Origin of the sequence: Dactylosporangium sp. McL0621, from assembly GCF_049995355.1 — a bacterium.
In the GTDB taxonomy this organism is placed as follows: domain Bacteria; phylum Actinomycetota; class Actinomycetes; order Mycobacteriales; family Micromonosporaceae; genus Dactylosporangium.
In genome coordinates, this window is record NZ_CP188259.1 from 3,424,413 (window position 1) to 3,444,778 (window position 20,366).

The following is a 20,366-nucleotide window of genomic DNA, read 5'->3' on the forward strand; positions in this document are numbered from 1 at the left end:
CGGCTTCGGGGTTGTGTCACACGACCTCGTCACGCAGCTGCGCGCGCGAGGTGACGCCCAGCTTCGGGAAGATCCGGTGCAGGTGGGAGCCGATGGTGCGGTGGGACAGGTACAGCCGCTCGCCGATCTCGCGGTTGGTCAGCCCCTCGGCCGCCAGCTGCGCGATCTGCAGCTCCTGCGGCGTGAGCCGGTCGCGGGCGTCGGGCGCGCGGCGGCGGCTGGTCTCGCCCGCGGCGCGCAGCTCGGCCCGGGCCCGGTCGCCCCACGGGATGGTGCCCAGCGCGTCGAACGTGTCGCGGGCCGCGCGCAGGTGCGCCCGCGACTCGGCCGCCCGCCGCTGCCGCCGCAGCCATTCGCCGCGGACGAGCTGGGCCCGCGCCCGGGCGAAGGGCCACGCGCTCAGGTCGGCCTCCAGGTTGGCGTGGTCGCCGCCCAGCAGCGCCCGCGCGTGGCGCAGACCGATGTGCAGCGCCGGCGACGGCGTCCGCCCCGCGACCGCCGACATCTGCGCGACCAGGCCGGCGACGGCCTCCGGTTGCCCGCCCCGCACCGCCGCCTCCACGACGTCGCCGACGGCGAAGCAGCGGTACCCGCCGTGGTACGCCAGATCGGCCGGATCGTAGATGCGCCGCAGGTCGGCGAGCGCGTCCCCGTGCCGCCCGGCGCCGAGCGCGGCCAGCCCCCGGGCGTGCTGCACGGCCGCCAGCACCGCCCGGGCCCCGCCGGCCAGGCTCGCCCGCTCCGCCTCCGCCGCGAACCGGCCGGCCGCGTCCTCGTCGCCGCGCAGCGCGGCCACGATGGCCTGGGCGGCCCGGGCCGTCGCGGCGATGATCGGCTGCGACGTGTCCCGGGCCAGCCGGAACGCCTCATCGGCGGCCGGCATGGCGACGTTGAGGTCGACGAGCTGGGCCGACGTCCACGCCTGCAGCGCGAGGGCCCGGGCGAGCAGCCCCAGCCGCCCCTGCGCCCGCAGGTCGGCCAGCGCGCCGGAGTAGAACCCGGCCGCGAGGTCGAACGCGCCGACCGCCATGGCCGCGTTGCCCGACATCCGGGCGGCCCGGGCGTCGCCGGCGAGGCCCGGGCGCCGCAGCCGCTCCAGCACGACCTCGCCGCAGTCGACCGGGGCGGTGTACGCGAGGACGACCAGCCGCCGCGGGTCGTCCTCGGCCACCGCCGTCTTCCCGGCCGCCCGGATCACGCTCGCCCGGGCCTCGGCCCCCGGCTCGGTCCACCAGCACCGCAACGCCGCCCCGTACAGCAGGTTCAGCGCCAGATCCGGGTCCTCGGCCGCCGCCCGCTCGGCCACCTGGGCCAGCGACCACGCCGCCTGCGCCCGGCCGAGCACGCCGTCGTCGAAACTGTCGCGGATCCACGCCGTCCGCCAGCGCTGCCGCTCCGAGAGCTCCAGCCGGTCGGCCGCGCCCAGCAGCCGCACGACCGCGTCGCGCCGCCCCAGCTCGAACGCCTGCTCCGCCGCGCGCAGCAGCCGCTCGCCGCGCACGCCCGGGTCGCGGCTCAGCGCGGCCGCGCGCTCGAGGGCGGCGACCCCGGCCGCGACACCGCCCCGGCGCTGGGCCCGCACCGCCGCCGCGTCCAGCTCCGCCGCGATCTCGTCGTCCGGGCCCGCGGTGGACGCGGCCCGGTGCCAGACCCGGCGGTCGTCGTCGGGGATGACCCGGGCGAGCGCGGCGTGCGTGCGGTGCCGCGGCCCGAGCCCCGCCCCCTGGTGGATCGCCGAGCGGATGAGCGGGTGGACGAACCGCAGCCGCGCGCCGTCGGCGTCGACCTCGACCAGCCGCGCCGCGATCGCCGGCGTCAGGTCGTCGGCGGTGCACGGGCCCCCCGTGGCCAGGCTCGCCGCGGCCAGCGCCTCCGGCAGCGCCTCGCCGTCGTTGAGCGCGGCCGTGAGCAGCACCGCCCGCGTGGCCGGGGGCAGGCCCGACACCCGGGCCGCGAACGCCCGCTCCAGCCGCGCGGTGAGCGGCAGCACCGCCGTCGGCGCCCCGGCGTCCCCGGCGTCGAGCACGGCGGGCAGCTCGACGAGCGCGAGCGGGTTGCCGGCGGCCTCGTGCAGGACCCGCTGCCGTACCGCGCCGGGCAGTCCGGGCGCCCGCGCGTCGAGCACCTGCTCCGCGGCGGCGGGTTCGAGCCGGGGCAACAGGATCTCGGGCAGCCCGCTGTCCGCGAACGGCCCGTCGAACCCGTCGCGCAGCGCCGCCACCAGCACGACCGGCTCGTACTCCAGCCGCCGCGCGACGAACACCAGCACGTCGGCGCTGGCCCGGTCGAGCCACTGCGCGTCCTCGACGACGACCAGGACCGGCGCCCCCATGGCGGCCGCGGCCTCGCCGAGCAGGCCGAGCGTGGCCAGCGCGACCAGGAACAGGTCGGGGACGGCCGCGTCGCCGCGCCCGAACGCCGCGAGCACCGCGTCGCGCTGCGGCCGGGGGAGGCGCTCGACCTGTTCGAGGACGGGGCGCAGCAGCTGGTACAGCCCCGCGAACGCGATCTGCGCCTCGCTCTGCAGCCCGGTCGTCGCGAGCACGCGCAGGTTCTGCTCGCCGGCCGCGCGCACCGCCGCGGCGAGCAGCGCCGACTTCCCGATGCCGGCCTCACCGCGCACCACGGCCGCGCCCCCGCCGTCGCGCGCGCGTCCGAGCAGGCGGCCGAGCGAGCGCAGCTCCGCCCCACGACCGACAAGCGACATGAGGACATGATCCACGGTGACCCCGGTTCCGGCGCACGAGGCTCCCGGAATCGGCCTGATGCCGGCCGGCGAGTCGGCCGCAACGACCGGTACGGATTCTTCATCGACCCCTGGCACTTCGGCGTGACCGCTCCCGATCGGAGCACCACACCTTGGGGGAAGCCGAACCGATGCCCCGCCGGCGCACGCCTCCGTGCGCTCCACCGCCCTGACGCCCTGACGCCCTGACGACGCCCCGGTGGTTCCGGCCCGGCCGCGGCGGTGTCCTACCGCCCGGCCGGGCGCGGCCGCGGTCGCGGTCAGGCGGTGACGAGGCCCGACTCGTAGGCGAACACGACCAGCTGCGCGCGGTCGCGGGCGTGCATCTTCGTCATCGCGCGGCTGATGTGCGTCTTCGCCGTGGCCAGGCTGATCACCATCCGCCCGGCGATCTCGTCGTTGGACAGCCCCCGCGCCGCCAGGGCGACCACCTCGCGCTCGCGGTTCGTGAGGGCGTTCACCGCCCCGTGCAGCGGACCCCGCGGCGGGCGCGCCACGTACTCGCCGATGAGCCGCCGCGTGATCGCCGGCGACAGCAGCGCGTCGCCCCGGGCCGCGACCCGCACCCCGTAGAGCAGGTCGGCCGGCTCGGTGTCCTTCACCATGAACCCCGCGGCCCCGGCCCGCAGCGCCGCGTACACGTACTCGTCCAGCCCGTAGTTGGTCAGAATCACCACGTGCACGTCCGCGAGCGCCGGGTCGCCCGCGATCCGCCGCGTCGCCTCGATCCCGTCGACGCCGGGCATCTGGATGTCGACGAGCGCCACGTCGGGCCGGTGTTCGCCGGCGAGCTCGACCGCCTGCTCCCCGTCGACCGCCTCGGCCACGACCTCGATGTCGTCCTCGGCCGCGAGCAGCGCCCGGAACCCGGCCCGGATGAGCGCCTGATCGTCGACGAGCAGCACCCGGATCACGCGAGCACCGCCGTAACGGCCGGAGCGGCGAGGGGCAGGCGGGCCTCGACCGTGAAGCCGCCCGCCGGACGGGGGCCCGCACACAGGGTGCCGCCCAGGGCCGTCACGCGCTCCCGCATCCCCGTCAGGCCGACGCCCGGGACCGGGGCCGCCGCCTTGGGGCCGTTGTCCTCGACGCGGATGGTGAGGGCGTCCGCGGCGTACTCGATGCACACCGTCGCCTCCGCCGGCCCCGCGTGCCGGGCCGCGTTGGTCAGGGCCTCCTGCACGATGCGGTAGGCGGTGCCGTCCACCGGCGGCGGCAGGTCGAGCCGCGGGCCCGCGATCCGCACGGTCACCGGCAGGCCCGCCTGCCGTGCGCCCTCGGCGAGCCGGTCGAGGTGCTGCAGCCCGTTGGCGTCGTCGGAGGCGGCCGTGAGCGGGTCGGGGCCGGTGCGCAGGACCTCGAGCGTGCTGCGTAGCTCGCGCATCGCGTCGGTGCTCGCGTGCTGGATCGCCAGCAGCGCGTCGGAGACCGGCTCGTCGTGCTTGCGCGCGAGATGTACCGCGACCCCCGCCTGGATCTTGATGATGGAGATGCTGTGCGTCAGCGAGTCGTGCAGCTCGCGGGCGATGCGCAGGCGCTCCTCGACCGCGCGGCGGCGGGCCGTCTCCTCGCGTGTGCGCTCGGCCTCCTCGGCGCGGCGCTCGACCTGCTCGAGATAGGCCCGGTGCTGCCGGGTCACCTCCGCCATCACGCTCGAGGCGACCATCCAGCCGATGATGAGGAACCAGCGCTGGAACACGTCCGCCGGCCGGGCCCCGGAGCTGATGGCGTCGCCCACGATCCCGACGACCAGGATCGCGGCGATGACGGCCCGGGCGGTCCGGCCGTGCCCGCGGTGCACGGTCGTATACAGCGCGATGAGCACCGGCACCGCGGGCCCCACGCCCGGGTAGCCGAGCACCAGGTAGGCCAGCAGGCTCCCCGCCGCGAGCGCGAGCACCGGCCGCGGATAGCGCCGCCGCACCACGAGCGCCAGGCCGGCCACGACGAGCAGCGCCACGCCCGGGGCGTCGAGGTCGGTGCGCCCGGCCGGGGCCGTCAGCGCCCCGCCGACCGCGACCACCGCGGCCCCGGCCGCCAGCGCGGGGTCGCGCCACGCTTGCCCGGAGTCGGAGCGCAAGGCCAGTTTCATGGACTCGAGGTTAGGCGGTCGGCGGCGGCGGCGCGTCGGCCCACAGTGGTATCCGGGTCGTCATTCCAGCGTGGTACAAGATCTAGACCCTGGTCTGACGACCTGATCTCCGCGGCGGAGCAGGATCGGCGGCCATGAACGCACGAACGGTCCACATGGCGCTGCGGGGCACCAGCGCCGCGCTCGCAGTCCTCGCCGCGGCTCAGGTGCTGTTGGCCGGAAGCTTCCTCAGCGGGCACTACGCGGTGCTGCGCTGGCACATGATCGCCGGCTTCTCGATGGTCGTCCTGGCCCTGCTGCAGGCCGTCCTGGTCTTCCTGCCCGGGCGCCGGGAACGGCCGCCGTCGCTCGCCCGCGAGGGCGTCATCCTGCCGGTCGTGCTCGCGGCGCAGGGCGTCCTCGGCGTGTTCCGCATCCTCGAGCTCCACGTCCCGATCGGCGTGCTCATGGCGGTCGGCGCGGCCCACGGGGCCGTCTGGGCGTGGAGGACGCCGCTGCCGGCGGCGAAACGCAAGGCCGGGACCCAGGCGGCCGAGACCCAGGCGGTGGCCGCGTGAAACGGCGCGCGCTGCTCGGGGCCGGGGCCGCCGCGCTCGGCGCCGCCGGGATCGGCTGGTCGCTGCTCACCCCGAAGCGGCCCGGGAAGCTGCTGCGCAGCCGCGCGCCGCTGCCGGAGCCGTTCGCGGCGCGGCTGGTCGTCCCGCCCGTGCTCACCGGCGAGGAGATCATCCAGCGGGAGGCCGATCTGCACATCCTGCCGGGGCTGACGACGCGCGCGTGGACGTACAACGGGAGCTTCCCCGGACCGACGGTCGTCACGCGCTCGGGCCGGGCCGCGAGCCTGACGCACCGCAACCAGCTGCCCGAGTCCGTGGTCGTGCACCTGCACGGCGGCCACACGCCGGCCGGCAGCGACGGCTACCCGATCGACGAGATCATGCCCGAGGGCGAAAGCCCGGGAACGACGCACCACGACATGGCCGCGATGGCCGGCGACATGACCGTGGGCCGGCGGACCTACCGGTATCCGATGAACCAGCGCGCCGCGACGCTGTGGTACCACGACCACCGCATGGGCTTCACCGGGCCGGCGGTCTACCGCGGCCTCGCCGGCTTCCACCTCGTGCGCGACGACGAGGAGGACGCGCTGCCGCTGCCCCGGGGCGAGCGGGAGCTGCCGCTGATGATCACCGACCGGGCGTTCGAGGCCGACGGCTCGTTCCGGTACCCGACCGGCGACTCGGCGTACATGAACGGCGTCCTCGGCGACGTCGTGCTCGTCAACGGCCTCCCCTGGCCGGTGCACGAGGTCGACCCGGCCCGCTACCGGCTGCGGCTGCTCAACGCGTCGAACGCGCGGCGGTACCAGCTGGAGCTCGACCCGCCGCCGCCCGGCGGCAACGCGTTCCTGCAGATCGGCAGCGACGGCGGGCTGCTGCAGCGGCCGATCGGGCACGACTCGCTGGCGATCGCGCCCGCCGAGCGGTTCGACGTGGTCGTCGACTTCGGCCGCTACAAGCCCGGCGCCCAGGTGCGGCTCGTCGACCGCGACGGCGGCGATGTCATGCGGTTCGACGTGACGGGGGCGGGGCGCGATGACGATTCGGCGGTACCGCAGGAGCTCAGCCGCACCGTGGAGCCGCTGCCGCCGCCCGCCCGCGTCCGCACGTTCCGGTTCAACCAGGGCCCCGACGGCACCTGGCGGATCAACGATCTCGAGTACCGGCCCGGCCGCGCGCTGGCCCGGCCGCGGCTGGGCGAGGTGGAGCACTGGCGGTTCGTGACCGACTTCCACCACCCGATCCACCTGCACCTCAACCACTTCCAGGTGGTCTCGCGCAACGAGAACGGGCTCGGGGCGTACGACCACGGGTGGAAGGACACCGTCGACCTGCGGGCCTCGGAGGCGGTCGCGGTCGCGGTGCGGTTCACCGACTACACCGGCACCTTCATGCTGCACTGCCACAACCTGGAGCACGAGGACATGGCGATGATGGCGGACTTCGTTGTCGAGGCATAGCCCGGAAATTGGGCCCCGCGACTGGGTCTTTGGTCCCTGGACCCCGGCCGTACGGTGGGCGCGCCCTCGCCATCGTTCGCGCACGTCGCAAGCAGTTAGGAGATCCTCGTGCCAAACGTCAGGGGCCTCATCGCCGCCGCCGGGGCCGCGGCCACCGCCCTTCTGGTCGTCACCGCCGCCATGGTGACGACCGCCGACGCCGCCACCCCGGTCACCGTGCAGGCGGAGGCGTTCAGCGCGCAGTCCGGCGCGCAGGTGGAGAACACCGTCGACACCGGCGGCGGGCAGGCCGTCGGCTACCTCGCCGACGGTGACTGGCTGCGCTACGACGGCGTCGACCTCGGCGCGGCCGGCGCGCTGAGCATCGGCGCCCGCGTCGCGTCCGCCGGCACCGGCGGGACGGGCAGCATCGAGCTGCGCACCGGCTCGCTCACCGGGCCGGTGCTCGCCCAGATCACCGTCGCCCCGACCGGCGGCTGGCAGGCCTGGACCACGCTCACCGCCACCGCCGCGAGCCACCCGGCCGGGGCGCAGACCGTGTTCGCGGTCCTGCGCAACAGCACCGGCGGCCGCGACTTCGTCAACATCAACTGGTTCTCGTTCACGGGCGGGGCGGCGAGCACGCCCAGCGCGACCGGGACCTCGGGCGCCGGGTGGGTCGGCGTCGACCCGGCCCGGTGGAACGCGCAGCTGGCCGAGTTCAACGCGATGGCCATCGACCCGGCGCCGGCCAACGCGGTGCGGGTGTCGGAGTTCAACGCGTCGTGCACGTACAGCCACTCGTTCAAGGACGACCCGATCGTCTTCCCGGGGCTGCCGGGCGCGTCGCACATGCACAGCTTCCTGGGCAACCACAGCACCAACGCGTTCTCGACCGGCGACACGCTGCTGGCCAACGCGGGCACGAGCTGCGCGCCGGCGCCGGACCTGTCGGCGTACTGGGTGCCGACGCTCTACGAGCACGGCGTCGCGGTCGAGCCCAAGGGCGTCGTCGTGTACTACGGCTCGCGGCTGACCAGCCCGGCGGCGACGGTACCGTTCCCGCAGGGCTTCCGGATGATCGCCGGCGACGCGAAGCTGCAGCAGGCGACGCCGGCCGGCTCGGTCAACCAGTTCTACTGCGCCGGTCCGGGCGGGGAGACCGGGCGCAGCGCCGACGGCAACTGGCCGCTCTGCGCGCCGGGCGCCACGCTCATGTTCCAGCTCGTCTTCCCGGACTGCTGGGACGGCGTGCACCTGGACAGCCCCGACCACAAGTCGCACGTGTCGTACGCGTACACCGGCACCTGCGGCGGGGCGTACCCGGTCGCGATCCCGTCGCTGTCGTTCGTGCTGGCCTACCCGACCAGCGGTACCGCCGACGGGTTCACGCTCGCGTCCGGGATGGCGTCCTCGTTCCACGGCGACGCGTTCCTCGCCTGGGACAACGCCGCGCAGGGGCACCGGGTGAAGAACTGCATCGTCCAGAAGGCGAAGTGCAACACGGCCGGCACGTTCTGACCGGCGGCACCGGCCCCCGGCGTCAGCGCAGCTCGATGCGGTTGATGTCGGGGGCGTCGCCGGCGTCGTTGAAGCAGCGGATCCAGGTGCTGCCGGCCGGCAGGAACACGGTGAGGGAGGTGCGGGCGGGAATGAGGTAGTCGCCGGCGCCGGCGAGCGTCAGGGTGTGCACGGGCCCGTCGGCCACGGCCACCTTCAGGGTGCGGAGAACCTCGGTCTCGTACACGATGACCAGGGTCCGCTCGCCGGCGGCGGGGACATCGGGGATGCGGATGGCGAGGGTGTTGGGGCCGCCGATGTACCCGACGCGGCTCCCGCCGTCGCACGTGGGGCAGTCGATGACGCGGGCGCCCTTGCGGAGGTTCGCGCGGTCCGCGGCGTGCACCAGGATCGGCGCGAACGCCGTCGGAGTCTTGGGGGACGGCCGCGCCGAAGCAGAAGCAGAAGCAGAAGCAGAAGTCGAGGCGGAAGCGGAAGGGGAAGCCGACGCCGTGGCGCCCGGGGAAGACTCGGACGGCAGCAGCAGCGGGGGGACGATCGCGACGACCGCCGCCACGCCCACCGCGAGCGCGACCCACCCCCAGCGGCGGCCGGGCGTCATGTGCGGCCGGTCCAGCGCAGCAGGGCCTCGGTGCGGTTCGTCACGCGGAGCTTGGCGTAGGCGCGGTGGAGGTGGTTCTTCACCGTCTTCTCGGTCAGCAGCAGCCGGTGCGCGATCGCCGCGTTCGACAGGCCCTCCGCCAGCAGGTCGAGCACGTCCTGCTCGCGGCGGGTCAGGCCGTGGCGCGGGCGGGGGCGGCCGGCCGGGCGGGCCCGCATGGTGGCCGTCGCGACCGCGGCCGCGGCGGGGGAGAGCCAGCCGTACCCGGAGGCCACGGCGACGACCGCGCGGTGCAGCTCGCCCGGGGTGAAGGCGCCGTGGATGAGGTACCCCCGGGCGCCCCCGTGCAGCATCTGCGCGATGAGCCCCGGGTCGGGGTCGCTGGTGAGCACGAGGACCGAGCTCAGCCGGGCCAGGTCGGCGAGGACGGACAGCCCGTCGGCGACCGGCATGCGGTGGTCGAGCAGGGTCACGGCCGGGCCGGTGCGGCGCGCCTCGGCGAGGGCCTCGAGGCCGTCGGCGGCCTCGGCGACGACCGTCACGTCCGGGGCGCCGTCGAGGAAGCCGCGCAGGGCGGCGCGCACGATCGGGTTGTCGTCGACGACGAGGACGCTGATCATGCGGGGATGGCGGCTTCGACCGAGGTACCGCCGCCGGGGGTTGATCGGACGCGCAGGGCGCCGCCGGAGAGCCTCGCGCGCTCGGACATGCCCAGGAGGCCGTAGCGGTGCTCGGTGCGCAGCGCCACGAGGCTGGGCGGCACCGGGAAGCCCCGGCCGTTGTCGGCGACGGTGAGCACCAGGCGGCCGGCGACCGCGGCCAGGCGCACGGTGACGGTGGTGGCGGCGGCGTGGGTGGCGGTGTTGCGCAGCGCCTCCTGCAGGATGCGGCACAGCTCGTAGCGCACCGGCAGCGGCGGGTCGCCCGGGGCGAGGTCGAGGCGCACCTCGACGCCGGTCGCGCGCTGCCAGGCCGCGCACAGGTCGGTCACGACCGCGGCGAAGTCCCGGGTCGGCTCGTCGGAGCGCAGGCCGTCGAGCAGGTCGCGGGCCTCGCGGGCGGCGGCCGCGGCGCCGGTGGAGACGGTGTCGGCGAGGCGCTCGGCGAGGCCGGGGTGGCGGCGCAGGCTCTGCGGCAGGGCCAGGGCCGCGAACGAGACGCCGCGCAGCGTCTTGGCCACCGAGTCGTGCAGCTCGCGGGCGAGCCGGGCGCGCTCGTCGGCGGCCGCGGCGCGCTGGGCCGAGGCGACGACCCGGACCGAGAGCTCGACGTGGCGGCGCAGTGCGGCCGTGGCCACCGCGGCGCCCGTGGCGGCCAGGATGCACGCGATCGGGAAGGCGAGCACGAACTCGGCGTGGGCCGGGCTGGCGGCGAGGACGCGGGCGGCGACGGCGTACCCGAGCGCGGCGTGCGCGGCGGCCAGCCAGAGGGCGTGCATCCCGATGACGACCCCGGCCAGCGCGGCGGCGCCGGCGGCGGCGCAGAAGTACGCGATGCCCGGATCGGCCGCGAGCAGCGCCAGGGTGAGCAGGGTGTCGGCGGCGAGCAGCGGCACGGGGTGGCGCACGACGTAAGGGTTGCGCGCGAGCACGGCCAGCCCGGCCGCATGGGCCAGCAGCAGCACGGCCACGGACAGCAGCAGCGGGCGCGGGTCCGGGGCGAGCCGCAGCCCGGTCCCGGCCGCGGTGAGCGTGGCGGCGCCCCGGCCGAGCAGCACGGCCCGACCGAGGGCGGCGGGGGCCACCGCCCGATCGACGGTCATGCACGGAATGTACCGGGTTTCGGGACTTTTTAAATGACTCGAACCAACGCGAGCGGCTGCGACTCCCACATCAGCGCCGGGGTGTCGGCCGCCGTGGTGCCGTCGAGGACGCGGAAGATCGTCAGCGAAACCGACGAAGCGGACACCACGGTCGGATTCGCGTCGCTGATGGCGTCGATCGCCGTCACCGGCGGTACCGCCGCGGAGGGCGAACCCGTCCCGCGCACCGACATCGAGGGCGTGCGCGAGCGCACCACGCCGTCGTCGGACAGCTCCTCCGGGGCCTCGGTGCCGCCGGTGAGGACGGCCGTGGCCAGGCAGGCCGCGTAGACCGGGTCGGCGGCCGCGTCGTAGATCCAGCGCTTGCCCAGCACCGAGTGCTCCGAGGTGCCGAGCAGGTACGCGTCGGCGCCCTCGAGCGGCGCGTCGCGGTAGGTCAGCGGGGTCTGGAACACCGGCCCGCCGGCCTCGGCCCGGACCAGGATCGTCTCCACGCCGACCGCGCCGGCCGGGTCGTCGAAGCGGAACGCGGACACCTTCTGCAGGTCCGGCCGCTCCGGCCCGGCGTACCAGGGGCGGCCCGGTAGCCAGGCGGCGAGGAGGTCGAGTTTGCCGGGGGTGAGATCCGCACGGTACAGCAGCGCCATGGGCCGATGGTACCGATCACACTCAGCCGCGCGCGCAACCTGCCGATAGTGCCCAGGTGCGGGAGAAGCGGTGGCTATGGTGGCTGCTCGCCGGGGCCTTGACGGTCGGCGGGTACCGCGGACGTGCTGCTGCTCGCGCTCGTGGCCCGGCTCGTGGTCGCCGGGGCGGAGCGGGACGTCAGCACGCGGCTGGTCGTGGCCGGGCTCGGGCTGCTGCTCGCCTCCGACATCGCGTACTCGGTCGTGATCTCCTACACCGCGTACGAGAGCAGCGCCTTCGACGCCGGCTGGATGCTGTCCTACGTCTGCTGGGCCGCGGCCGCTCTGCACCCCCTCGGTCCGCGGCTCGGACGCGGCGCCCCGCAACGAGGCCGTGCCCCGCGGCCGGGCCCGCCTGGCGTCATGGCCGGCTCGTCGCTGCTGGCCCCGGCCGTGCTCGTGATCCAGGGCTTCCGCGACCCGCGCCACATCGAGTGGCTCGCGGTCGGCATCTGCGCCGCCGCCCTGTTCCTGCTCTCGGTGCTGCGCATGGCCGGGCTCGTGCACCAGGTGCGCACGCTCGCCATGCGCGACGAGCTCACCGGCCTGGCCAACCGCCGGGCCCTGGAGGCCCGCATCCGCGCCGAGCTCGGCCCGGACCGGCGCGCCCACATGGCCCTCATCGACCTCGATGACTTCAAGGGCGTCAACGACCGCCTCGGCCACAACGTCGGCGACCGGCTCCTCGGGGCCGTGGCCGAGCGCCTCACCGGCCTCGTGCGCCCCGGCGACACCGTGGCCCGCCTCGGCGGGGACGAGTTCGCCGTGCACCTGCCGCGGACCTCGGCCGCGGTCGCGGACCGGATCGTGGCCGGGATCGTCGCCTCCATGGAGCAGCCGCTGGCCGTCGGCCCGCACCGGCTGCTCATGCGCGCGAGCATCGGCGTGGCCGACGACGCCGGCACCACCGACCCGTTCGAGCCCCTGCGCCGCGCCAACGTCGCCATGTACGCGGCCAAGGTCACCGGCGGCCGCCACCTGCGCTACGAGCCGGCGCTGGACGAGCGCGCCACCGAGCACGCCCAGCTGGGCGCCGAGCTGCGCACCGCCCTCGACGAGGGACAGTTCTTCCTGGTGTACCAGCCGATCGTGGCCCTGCCCGAGCGGCGCACGGTCGCGGTGGAGGCCCTGGTGCGCTGGCGGCACCCGCAGCGCGGCCTGGTCGGCCCGGTCGCGTTCGTGCCCGTCGCCGAGCACAACGGCCTCATCGTCGAGCTGGGCGCGTGGATCCTGCGCGCCGCGGCCGAGCGCCTGCACACCTGGCGGCGCGACCTGGGCGCGGCGGCCCCCGGCTACGTGTCGGTGAACGTCTCGGCCCGGCAGCTGTCGGAGCCGGACTTCCCCGCCTTCGTGGCGTCGGTACTGCGGGAAGCCGCCCTCCCCGCCGCCTGCCTCACCGTCGAGGTCACCGAGACCGCGGTCTTCGACAGCTCGACGGCCCTGGACGCGCTGCGGGCCATCAAGGCCCTCGGGGTGCGCATCGCCCTGGACGACTTCGGCACCGGCCACTCCTCCCTGGGCCTGCTGCGCACCGCCCCGTCGACGTACTCAAGGTCGACAAGTCCTTCGTCGACGACCTCGCCGGGGGCGGCCGCTCGGTGATCGCGACGGCGCTCGTCGACGTGTCGGTGCACCTGGGCCTGACCGCGATCGCGGAGGGCGTGGAGACGGCCGGCCAGGCCGACGCCCTGTACCGCATGGGCTACCGCTACGGCCAGGGTTACCTGTTCGGCCGCCCCGAGGAGTCCCCGGCCTTCACGGAGGCCGCGGCACTGACCGCTGCCAAATAGGCCGCCGCCGTCCAGGCCGCCGCCGTCCAGGCCGCCGTCGCTCGGGCCGCCGCCGTCCAGGCCGCCGTCGCTCGGGCCGCCGTCGCTCAGGCCGGCGCGCCGGCGCCGATCGGGTCGTGCGGGCGGGCCGCCTGTGCGCCCAGCCGGCGATCGCCCACGAGGTCGTCCACGAGCGCGGCCGAGCCGCCCACGTAGGTCGACGTGAGGTCGACCTCGGAGGCGACACACCAGGAGCGGCCGGCGGGCCACCACAGGTTGGGGCTCTGCGCCCACGAGAAGTCCCACAGCGCCCGCGCAGCGCCGAGCGTCCCGCGGTGCAGGGCGTACGAGCGCTCCGGGGCCCGCAGCCGCGCCGCCGGTGCGGTCGCCCCCGCCCGCGGCGCGGCATCGCCTCCGCCGCGGGTCAGCGCGGCCGTGGCGGGCGGCCCCTGCAGCCCGGCGTAGCCGTCCCAGACCGCGAACCAGCAGGCCTCCGCCCCGGTGGTGTGCCGCGCGAGCACCTCCAGGAGCGCGTCCAGCCGCGGCCGGTCGAGCGTCCCGGCGCCGGGGTGCCGCACGCGCGCGTACGCCGGGAACACGTCGGGCACCACGCTGCCGACATCGCGGCCGAACGGATGCAGCCCCTGGACGATCCACGCCCCCGCCGCGACTTCCTCGGACCACTGCACGCCGGCTCACCCCTCGTTACCGATTCTCCGTGAGGACTGCTCAATCGGACCATTGCGCGGGTCGTGACGGGGCGTGACGCACCGGTGGCGGCGCCTCGCCGGGAGTGGCACTTACGACGAAGCGGGCGTATCGGGAATCTGCCCCGAAGCGGTCATGGAACGGCGTGCCGTCTCTCTGTGCGCGTGCTCCGGGCCGGTGGGAGCGTTTCCGGGCACGTCAGCGCGGCGTTTCGAAAAGTTTTCGGCGCGGGTCGGAACGTAGCGATGGCTGTCACAGTTGTAACAACCGTTCGAACGGCTTAAATGGACCGTTGACACGGCCGTAACGGGTTGCCACCATGCCCGAAAAGGTTTTCGTGGATTGGTGGTCATGTTTCGTCGCGTGCTTGCCGCGTTCGTCGCGGTCGTGGTCCTCGCGGGATGCTCCGGGTCGCCGCCCAAGCCCGCGCCGCCCCCGCCGTCGCCGGCCGTCGACGGCGCCGACTCCGGTGGCCGGCTCGCGCTGTGGGTCCGCGCGCCGCTCGAGGTTCAAGCGACCCTCCTCGTCGACGCGTACAACGCGACCCACACCAACCACGTCGAGCTGACGCTCGCGCCCGACCTCCCCGCCCGCGTCGACGCCGCCGCCGGAACGGGGGCGCTGCCCGACCTGTTCGCCGGGGCCGTCGCCGACGTGCCGGGCTGGACCGGCCGCGGGCTCTACCGGGACCTCACCACCGACATCGCCCGCCTGCCCTTCGCCGCGCAGCTCGACCAGCCCTCGGTGCAGGCCGGCGCCAAGCACGCGCTGCCGTTCGTCCTCAACGACCGGGGCGCCGACGACATCGGCATCTCCCGCGACTCCAAGCAGGCCGACCGGGCCTGGAACTTCATCGCCTGGGTGCTCTCCGACGAGGCCCAGGTGCAGGTGCTCGCCCGCAACGGGGACAAGGTCGCGCGGGCCGACCTGCAAGCCAACGAATTCTCGCAGAAAGGGGCCAGTTCGTGAGAACCCGCGCCGCGGCCGCCGCCGCGATCGCCGGCCTGCTGGTGACCGTCCTCAGCCCCGTGCCGGCGCACGCCGCACCCAACTCCGCCACCCCGTACCCGACCTTCACCGGCAGCGCCAACCCGGTGCCGGACGAGCGGACCGGGTACCACCCCCGCAACCAGCTCCAGGCGATCTTCGACGCCGACGTGGCGGCCGGGGCGGGCTCGAGCCCCGACAACGACTTCTGGATCGACCGCATGCTCGCGCGCGCCGGCAACCAGCCGGGCGGCTCGAACGGCGACGCCAACCAGTACCTGTTCAGCCGCGGCCGCGCCGTGTTCATGAAGACGCACGCCCCGAACGTGCTCGGCTTCGGCGGCGAGGTCGCCTACATCGAGTCCATCGCGGGCGGCCAGGGCGCGTACACCGTCACCGCCTCGATCGACGGCGCCGACGTCGCGCTCACCGAGGACGTGAACCAGCGCAAGCAGACGCCGAGCTACTTCCGCACGGTGTTCGCCAACACCGGCAGCGGGCTGCGCATCACCGAGACGAAGTTCATCACCGACGCCAACGCCGCCGTGACGAACCTGGAACTGTCCAGCACCAACGGCACCGCCAAGAACGTGACGCTCACCGCGAGCTCCGCTTTCGCGAAGACGCAGGACGTGAGCGAGCTGACCGGCGCGGTGCGCGCGTTCAACCAGCTCACCACGATCTTCCCGCGCTTCTCCGGCGACGGGTTCGCGCCGGTGGACGGCACGCTCCGGCAGACGATCGCGGTGCCGGCCGCGAGCCCCGCGACCACCAAGCTGCAGCTGGGCTTCATCACCAGGGAGCAGCCGGCATCCGGCACCGGGTACGCGCACGTCAAGGGCCTGAGCCCGGCCGCGGCCTACACCGAGCACGTCACGGACTACAACCGGTGGTGGGCCGACAACGTGCCCTACCTGGACACGCCCGAGAACAACATCGACAAGACGCTGTTCTACCGCTGGTGGCTCATGCGGTACAACTTCCTCGACGCCGACCTGCCGGGCAACGACTACCAGTTCCCGACGTCGATGGAGGGCGTGCTCGGGTACAACAACGCGATCGTGCTGAGCGCCGGCATGTTCGTCGACGACCTCAAGTACTTCCGCGACCCGGCCTACTCCTACGGCCCGTGGGTCTCGGCCGGCGAGGTGTCCAAGAGCTCGAAGTTCGTCGACAACCCCGGCGACCCGGCCAACTGGTCGAACTCCTACACGGAGTACATCTCCGAGGCGGCCTGGCGCTCCTACGAGCTGCACGGCGGGCCGAAGGCGATCGCGCAGAACCTCGCCGAGTACGCCGAGTACGACGTCAAGGGCCTGCAGCAGGCGTACGACTTCGACGGCAACGGCCTCATCGAGTACAACTGGGGCGCCATGACCGGCAACGACGCCGACGCGGTGTCGTTCCACTGGAAGCCCGGCTACATGGACCGCACCGAGAACGCCTACCTGTACTCCAACGCCAAGGCCTCCGCGGCCGCCTACCGCACCGCCGGCGAGACCGCCAAGGCCGACGAGATGGAGGCGTTCGCCGCGCGCATCAAGGCGGCCGTGCTGCAGTACCTGTGGGAGCCCGCCCGCAGCACCCCCGACGAGATGGGGCTCAGCGGCAACCTGCTCAAGCATCGCCTGGTCGCCGGCAACCAGCTCGTGCCGTGGAAGGAGATCAACAACTACTACCCGTTCTCGGTCGGGCTGATGCCGAAGCCGGGCGACCCCGACTACACCCAGCCCTACACCGAGGCGCTGCGGCTCTTCGGGGACAGTGCGCAGTACCCCATCTTCCCGTTCACCACCGCGAACCAGGCCGACAAGGCCGCGGCCGCGGCGGCGGGGGAGCCCGGCAGCAACAACTTCTCGGTCATCAACTCCACCGTGACGTTCCGGATGCTCGCCTCGGTGCTGCGCGACTACCCGACGAGCTACATCGACGCCGAGTGGTACAAGAAGCTGCTGTACTGGAACGCCTGGGCGCAGTACCAGAACAACGGCGACAACCGCTACCCGGACCAGAACGAGTTCTGGGCCGACGGCTCCGCCGACCCGCAGAACATCGGGTACCGCTCCTGGATCCACCACACGATCCTGGGCGCCACCAACTTCACCGTCATCGAGGACGCGATGGGCCTGCGCCCGCGCTCCGACGCGAAGGTGGAGCTCGACCCGATCGACATCGGCTGGGACCACTTCACCGCCAACAACATCCGCTACCGCGACCGCGACCTCACCATCGTGTGGGACGCGCCCGGCGGCCGGCGGTACTACGGCAACGACGTGCCCGAGGGCTACTCCGTGTACCTCGACGGGCAGCTCGCGTTCACCGCCGACAAGCTCGGCAAGCTCGTCTACGACCCGGCCACCGGCACGGTCGAGGCCGCGGCCGGCGTGCAGGTGCTGAGCCACACCGCGATCACGGTGAAGGCGCCGCAGGACGTCACCTACGGCCCCGACGCGCGCATCGTCGACGTCATGGCCAAGGCGGGCGCGGACATCAGCCCGGCCAGCACCGGCTCGGAGAACTTCGCCCAGGGCCGCCCGGCCACCGCGACCTTCTCGGCCCCGGGGCGCGACCCGGCCGGCGCCGTCAACGGCACGACGATCAACGAGCCGTTCTGGGGTACCGCCGGATCGCCCAACGCCTCCGACTCGATCGACATCGACCTGCAGGGCGAGCGCTCGATCGACGACGTACGGGTGTACTTCTACAACACCAGCACGACCGCGACCGCCCCGGGCTACGCCCCGCCGGCCCAGTTCACCGTCTCCTACGACGACGGCAGCGGCTGGAGACTGGTGCCGAGCGAGTACCGGGCCCCGGCGTACCCGCGCGGCAACCTCAACCAGGTCCGGTTCCCGAGCGTCAAGGCCAGGAAGCTGCGCATCACCGTGCAGCACGCCCCGGGGGCGAGGACCGGCGTGAAGGAGGTGCAGGCGTTCGGCACCGGCGTCGCGGCCCCCTCGGCCGTGAACAACCCGCCGCTGGCCGACGCCTGGCTCGACTCGTCCTACAGCCAGGCCGGCTCGGCCCGCGTCATCGGCCTCGCCCAGGACGACGGCGACCCGGGCGCCGCGCTCACCTCGGCGTGGACGGTCACCGACGCGCCCGGCGGCGGCTCCGTGGCCTTCGAGCCGGCGAACGCGCCGGGCACGGTGGCCCGCTTCACCAAGTCCGGCCGGTACACGCTGCGCCTGACGGTCACCAACGGCCAGGCGAGCTCGACCAAGGACGTCGTGGTCAACGCGACCGCCCTGGCCGAGGGCGAGATCAACGTGGCCGCGACCGCGACCCCGTCGGCGAGCTTCACGGCCGGCTGGAACAACGTCAACGCGGTCAACGACGGCAAGCCCGCGCTGTTCAGCGGCGGCGCGCAGACCGACCTGTGGGGCACGTGGACCGGCAGCGAGCCGGCCACCCGCTGGCTGCAGTACGACTTCCCGGCCGCGGTGCGGGTCGACCGCGCCTCCGTCGACTTCTGGTCGGACAGCACCACGGGCGGCTCGGGGGTCGCGGTGCCGAAGTCGTGGAAGGTGCAGTATCTCCCAGAGGGAAACGAACAGAACGGCGCGAACTGGCAGGACGTGGCGAACCCGGTGGGCTTCGACCCGGCCGTGCGCGGGCGCACCAACGAGGTGACGTTCGGCGCGGTCACCACGACGAAGCTGCGGGCCACGTTCAACGCGCTGCCCAACGCGGCCGGCACCGCCTACTCGGCGGTCGGCGTCTCCGAGTGGCGGGTCTTCGCCGCCGCCGCGAGCTCCGTCCAGGGGGTGGACGCGCGGACCCAGGTCGGCGTCGTGCCCACGCTGCCGTCCACGGTGGACGTCACCTACGCCGACGGCACCACGCTGCCGGTCGCGGTGGCCTGGGGCAGCATCGACCCGGCGAAGGTGGCCGCGGTCGGCGACTTCACGGTCTCCGGCTTCGTCGCCGGCACCACGCTCACCGCGACCGCCCACGTCTGGGTGCGCGGCCCCGACCCGGTGCAGATCAACACCGTCGACCCGGTCGCGGTGTCGACGAAGGCCGGGGTCGCGCCGCGGCTGCCGGCCGGGGTCACCGTCGGGTACAACGACGGATCCCGGCAGAGCGGCGTCGCGGTCACCTGGGCGCCGATCGACCCGGCCAGGTACGCGGCGGCGGGCACCTTCGAGGTGAGCGGCCAGGTGGCCGGCACCGACAAGGCGGCCACCGCGACCGTCACCGTCGGCGCCGGCGGGCCGGGCGACACCGCCCCGCCGGTCGCGTCGCTGGCCGCCGATCCGGCCCCGGCGAGCGGCTGGACGACGTCCAACGTCACGGTGACGGCCACCGCGACCGACAACGCCGACCCGTCCCCGAAGCTCGAGATCGCCGTCGGGACCGGGGGCTTCCAGGGGTACACCGGACCGGTCACGATCACGGACGAGGGCTCGACGGCCGTGAAGGCGCGGGCCACCGACAAGGCCGGCAACGTCTCGGCGGTGACCGAGCGGAGCATCGGCATCGACCGGACCGCGCCCGCGGCGACCGCGGCGCTCGACGCGGGCAGCCGCTCGGTGACCATCACCGGCACCGACGCGCTGTCCGGGATCGGGGCGGTGCAGTACCGCCTCACCGTCGGCGGCGTGGTGACCCAGGACTGGACGAACGCGAGCGGCGCCGTCCCCATCGGCTCGTCCGCCACCACGGTGGACTACCGGGCGGTGGACAAGGCCGGGAACACGTCCGCCGTCGGCACGCTGGCGGTCGCGGCGGGCCAGGCGCCGGTGAACGTGGCCCGCACGGCGACGGCGTCCGCGTCGTACACCCCGGGCTGGGTCACCGCCGACAACATCAACGACGGGGCGGCCCCGACCGGGCCGATCGGGCCGAACACCGACGTGTGGAACACCTGGCCGCAGGTGGGCGAGCAGTGGATCCAGCTGGACTGGTCCGCGCCCGTCACCGTCGACCGGTCGCGCGTCTGGTTCACCCGGGACGTCGACGAAACCGGCGCCGGGGTGGCCCCGCCGAGCGCCTGGAAGCTGCAGTACTGGACCGCCGCCGGCACCTGGGCCGACGTCGAGCGGCCCACCGCCTACGGCACCTCCGCGACCGACTGGAACACCGTGACCTTCACCGCGGTCACGACCACGAAGCTGCGGGCCCTGCTCACCGCGAGCGGGACCGAGGAGGGCAAGGGCGCGCCCGGCGTGCAGGAGTGGGAGGTGTACGACGTGCCGGGCCAGACGGCGCCGCAGTACCACGTCGAGGTCCAGGCCAAGACCCAGTGCATCGCCGGCACCGCCTACGTCTCCGTCAACGCCCGCAACGCCGACAGCCAGACGCTGAACCTCGAGCTGGTGACGCCGTACGGTTCGCGGACCGTGACCGGGGTCGCCCCGGGCAAGACCGCCTACCAGTCGTTCAACGCCCGCACCGCCTCGGTGCCGGCCGGCACGGCCATGGTGAGGGTTACCGGGCCCGGCGGCAGTACGGAGATCAAGGCCCCCTACACCGCCTCCACCTGTTAGGAC

14 protein-coding genes and 1 pseudogene are annotated in these 20,366 nt (G+C 74.4%); 7 read left to right on the plus strand and 8 right to left on the minus strand.

What is annotated here, in order from left to right; all coding sequences use genetic code 11:
• Positions 1 to 16 precede the first annotated feature (16 nt).
• The 3 genes from ACPPVO_RS16130 to ACPPVO_RS16140 form a co-directional block, all read right to left on the minus strand.
• Positions 17 to 2,707 (minus strand): AAA family ATPase, encoded by a 2,691-nt coding sequence (locus ACPPVO_RS16130; RefSeq protein WP_426512014.1) that lies wholly within the window; start codon positions 2,705 to 2,707, stop codon positions 17 to 19.
• A 299-nt stretch (positions 2,708 to 3,006) separates the two neighbouring features.
• Positions 3,007 to 3,660 carry a response regulator gene (locus ACPPVO_RS16135; protein ID WP_426512015.1) on the minus strand — a complete coding sequence of 218 codons (654 nt, stop codon included), beginning with the start codon at positions 3,658 to 3,660 and terminating at the stop codon, positions 3,007 to 3,009.
• A complete protein-coding gene (locus tag ACPPVO_RS16140) occupies positions 3,657 to 4,838 on the minus strand; it encodes a sensor histidine kinase (protein ID WP_426512016.1) in 1,182 nt (393 codons plus the stop codon). Before ACPPVO_RS16140 ends, ACPPVO_RS16135 begins: the two co-directional genes overlap by 4 nt.
• 134 nt (positions 4,839 to 4,972) lie before the next feature.
• Between ACPPVO_RS16140 and ACPPVO_RS16145 the strand changes: the two genes are divergently transcribed.
• From ACPPVO_RS16145 to ACPPVO_RS16155, 3 genes are all read left to right on the plus strand, one after another.
• Positions 4,973 to 5,395: a hypothetical protein gene (locus ACPPVO_RS16145; RefSeq protein WP_426512017.1), complete on the plus strand. Its 423-nt coding sequence runs from the start codon at positions 4,973 to 4,975 to the stop codon at positions 5,393 to 5,395.
• Positions 5,392 to 6,858 carry a multicopper oxidase family protein gene (locus ACPPVO_RS16150; protein ID WP_426512018.1) on the plus strand — a complete coding sequence of 489 codons (1,467 nt, stop codon included), beginning with the start codon at positions 5,392 to 5,394 and terminating at the stop codon, positions 6,856 to 6,858. Before ACPPVO_RS16145 ends, ACPPVO_RS16150 begins: the two co-directional genes overlap by 4 nt.
• A gap of 108 nt (positions 6,859 to 6,966) precedes the next feature.
• Positions 6,967 to 8,358, plus strand: coding sequence for a DUF1996 domain-containing protein (locus tag ACPPVO_RS16155; RefSeq protein WP_360381445.1), 1,392 nt, complete (start codon positions 6,967 to 6,969; stop codon positions 8,356 to 8,358).
• Between the two features lie 22 nt (positions 8,359 to 8,380).
• Here the strand turns inward: ACPPVO_RS16155 and ACPPVO_RS16160 are convergent, their stop codons facing one another.
• From ACPPVO_RS16160 to ACPPVO_RS16175, 4 genes are read right to left on the minus strand one after another with little or no spacing between them, the layout of a single operon-like run.
• Positions 8,381 to 8,959: a hypothetical protein gene (locus ACPPVO_RS16160; RefSeq protein WP_426512019.1), complete on the minus strand. Its 579-nt coding sequence runs from the start codon at positions 8,957 to 8,959 to the stop codon at positions 8,381 to 8,383.
• Positions 8,956 to 9,579: a response regulator transcription factor gene (locus ACPPVO_RS16165; protein ID WP_426512020.1), complete on the minus strand. Its 624-nt coding sequence runs from the start codon at positions 9,577 to 9,579 to the stop codon at positions 8,956 to 8,958. Before ACPPVO_RS16165 ends, ACPPVO_RS16160 begins: the two co-directional genes overlap by 4 nt.
• Positions 9,576 to 10,721, minus strand: a complete 1,146-nt coding sequence (locus ACPPVO_RS16170; protein WP_426512021.1) for a sensor histidine kinase — start codon at positions 10,719 to 10,721, stop codon at positions 9,576 to 9,578. Before ACPPVO_RS16170 ends, ACPPVO_RS16165 begins: the two co-directional genes overlap by 4 nt.
• 29 nt (positions 10,722 to 10,750) lie before the next feature.
• The gene (locus tag ACPPVO_RS16175; protein ID WP_426512022.1) at positions 10,751 to 11,368 is read right to left on the minus strand and encodes a CG0192-related protein; all 618 of its coding nucleotides are present in this window, start codon (positions 11,366 to 11,368) and stop codon (positions 10,751 to 10,753) included.
• Positions 11,369 to 11,932: 564 nt separating this feature from the next.
• On the opposite strand from ACPPVO_RS16175, the pseudogene ACPPVO_RS16180 reads away from it, so the two are divergent.
• Both ACPPVO_RS16180 and ACPPVO_RS16185 read left to right on the plus strand, forming a co-directional pair.
• Positions 11,933 to 12,876: pseudogene (locus tag ACPPVO_RS16180) on the plus strand (putative bifunctional diguanylate cyclase/phosphodiesterase); the annotation flags it as partial.
• Positions 12,796 to 13,197 (plus strand): EAL domain-containing protein, encoded by a 402-nt coding sequence (locus ACPPVO_RS16185; protein WP_426514637.1) that lies wholly within the window; start codon positions 12,796 to 12,798, stop codon positions 13,195 to 13,197. The pseudogene ACPPVO_RS16180 and the gene ACPPVO_RS16185, both read left to right, overlap by 81 nt.
• 86 nt (positions 13,198 to 13,283) lie before the next feature.
• Here the strand turns inward: ACPPVO_RS16185 and ACPPVO_RS16190 are convergent, their stop codons facing one another.
• Positions 13,284 to 13,865 carry a hypothetical protein gene (locus tag ACPPVO_RS16190; RefSeq protein ID WP_426512023.1) on the minus strand — a complete coding sequence of 194 codons (582 nt, stop codon included), beginning with the start codon at positions 13,863 to 13,865 and terminating at the stop codon, positions 13,284 to 13,286.
• A gap of 370 nt (positions 13,866 to 14,235) precedes the next feature.
• Between ACPPVO_RS16190 and ACPPVO_RS16195 the strand changes: the two genes are divergently transcribed.
• Together ACPPVO_RS16195 and ACPPVO_RS16200 are read left to right on the plus strand one after the other, a co-directional pair.
• A complete protein-coding gene (locus ACPPVO_RS16195) occupies positions 14,236 to 14,853 on the plus strand; it encodes a hypothetical protein (protein ID WP_426512024.1) in 618 nt (205 codons plus the stop codon).
• Entirely contained in the window at positions 14,850 to 20,363 is a 5,514-nt protein-coding gene (locus tag ACPPVO_RS16200; RefSeq protein ID WP_426512025.1) for an OmpL47-type beta-barrel domain-containing protein, read from the plus strand. The genes ACPPVO_RS16195 and ACPPVO_RS16200 overlap by 4 nt, the downstream gene beginning before the upstream one ends.
• Positions 20,364 to 20,366 lie beyond the last annotated feature (3 nt).

Coding starts and splice junctions, on each gene's coding strand:
- ACPPVO_RS16130 (WP_426512014.1), bottom strand. CDS start 2,707: ATGTCGCTTGTCGGTCGTGGGGCGGAGCTGCGCTCGCTCGGCCGCCTG.
- ACPPVO_RS16170 (WP_426512021.1), bottom strand. CDS start 10,721: ATGACCGTCGATCGGGCGGTGGCCCCCGCCGCCCTCGGTCGGGCCGTG.
- ACPPVO_RS16145 (WP_426512017.1), top strand. CDS start 4,973: ATGAACGCACGAACGGTCCACATGGCGCTGCGGGGCACCAGCGCCGCG.
- ACPPVO_RS16175 (WP_426512022.1), bottom strand. CDS start 11,368: ATGGCGCTGCTGTACCGTGCGGATCTCACCCCCGGCAAACTCGACCTC.
- ACPPVO_RS16165 (WP_426512020.1), bottom strand. CDS start 9,579: ATGATCAGCGTCCTCGTCGTCGACGACAACCCGATCGTGCGCGCCGCC.
- ACPPVO_RS16160 (WP_426512019.1), bottom strand. CDS start 8,959: ATGACGCCCGGCCGCCGCTGGGGGTGGGTCGCGCTCGCGGTGGGCGTG.
- ACPPVO_RS16195 (WP_426512024.1), top strand. CDS start 14,236: ATGTTTCGTCGCGTGCTTGCCGCGTTCGTCGCGGTCGTGGTCCTCGCG.
- ACPPVO_RS16140 (WP_426512016.1), bottom strand. CDS start 4,838: ATGAAACTGGCCTTGCGCTCCGACTCCGGGCAAGCGTGGCGCGACCCC.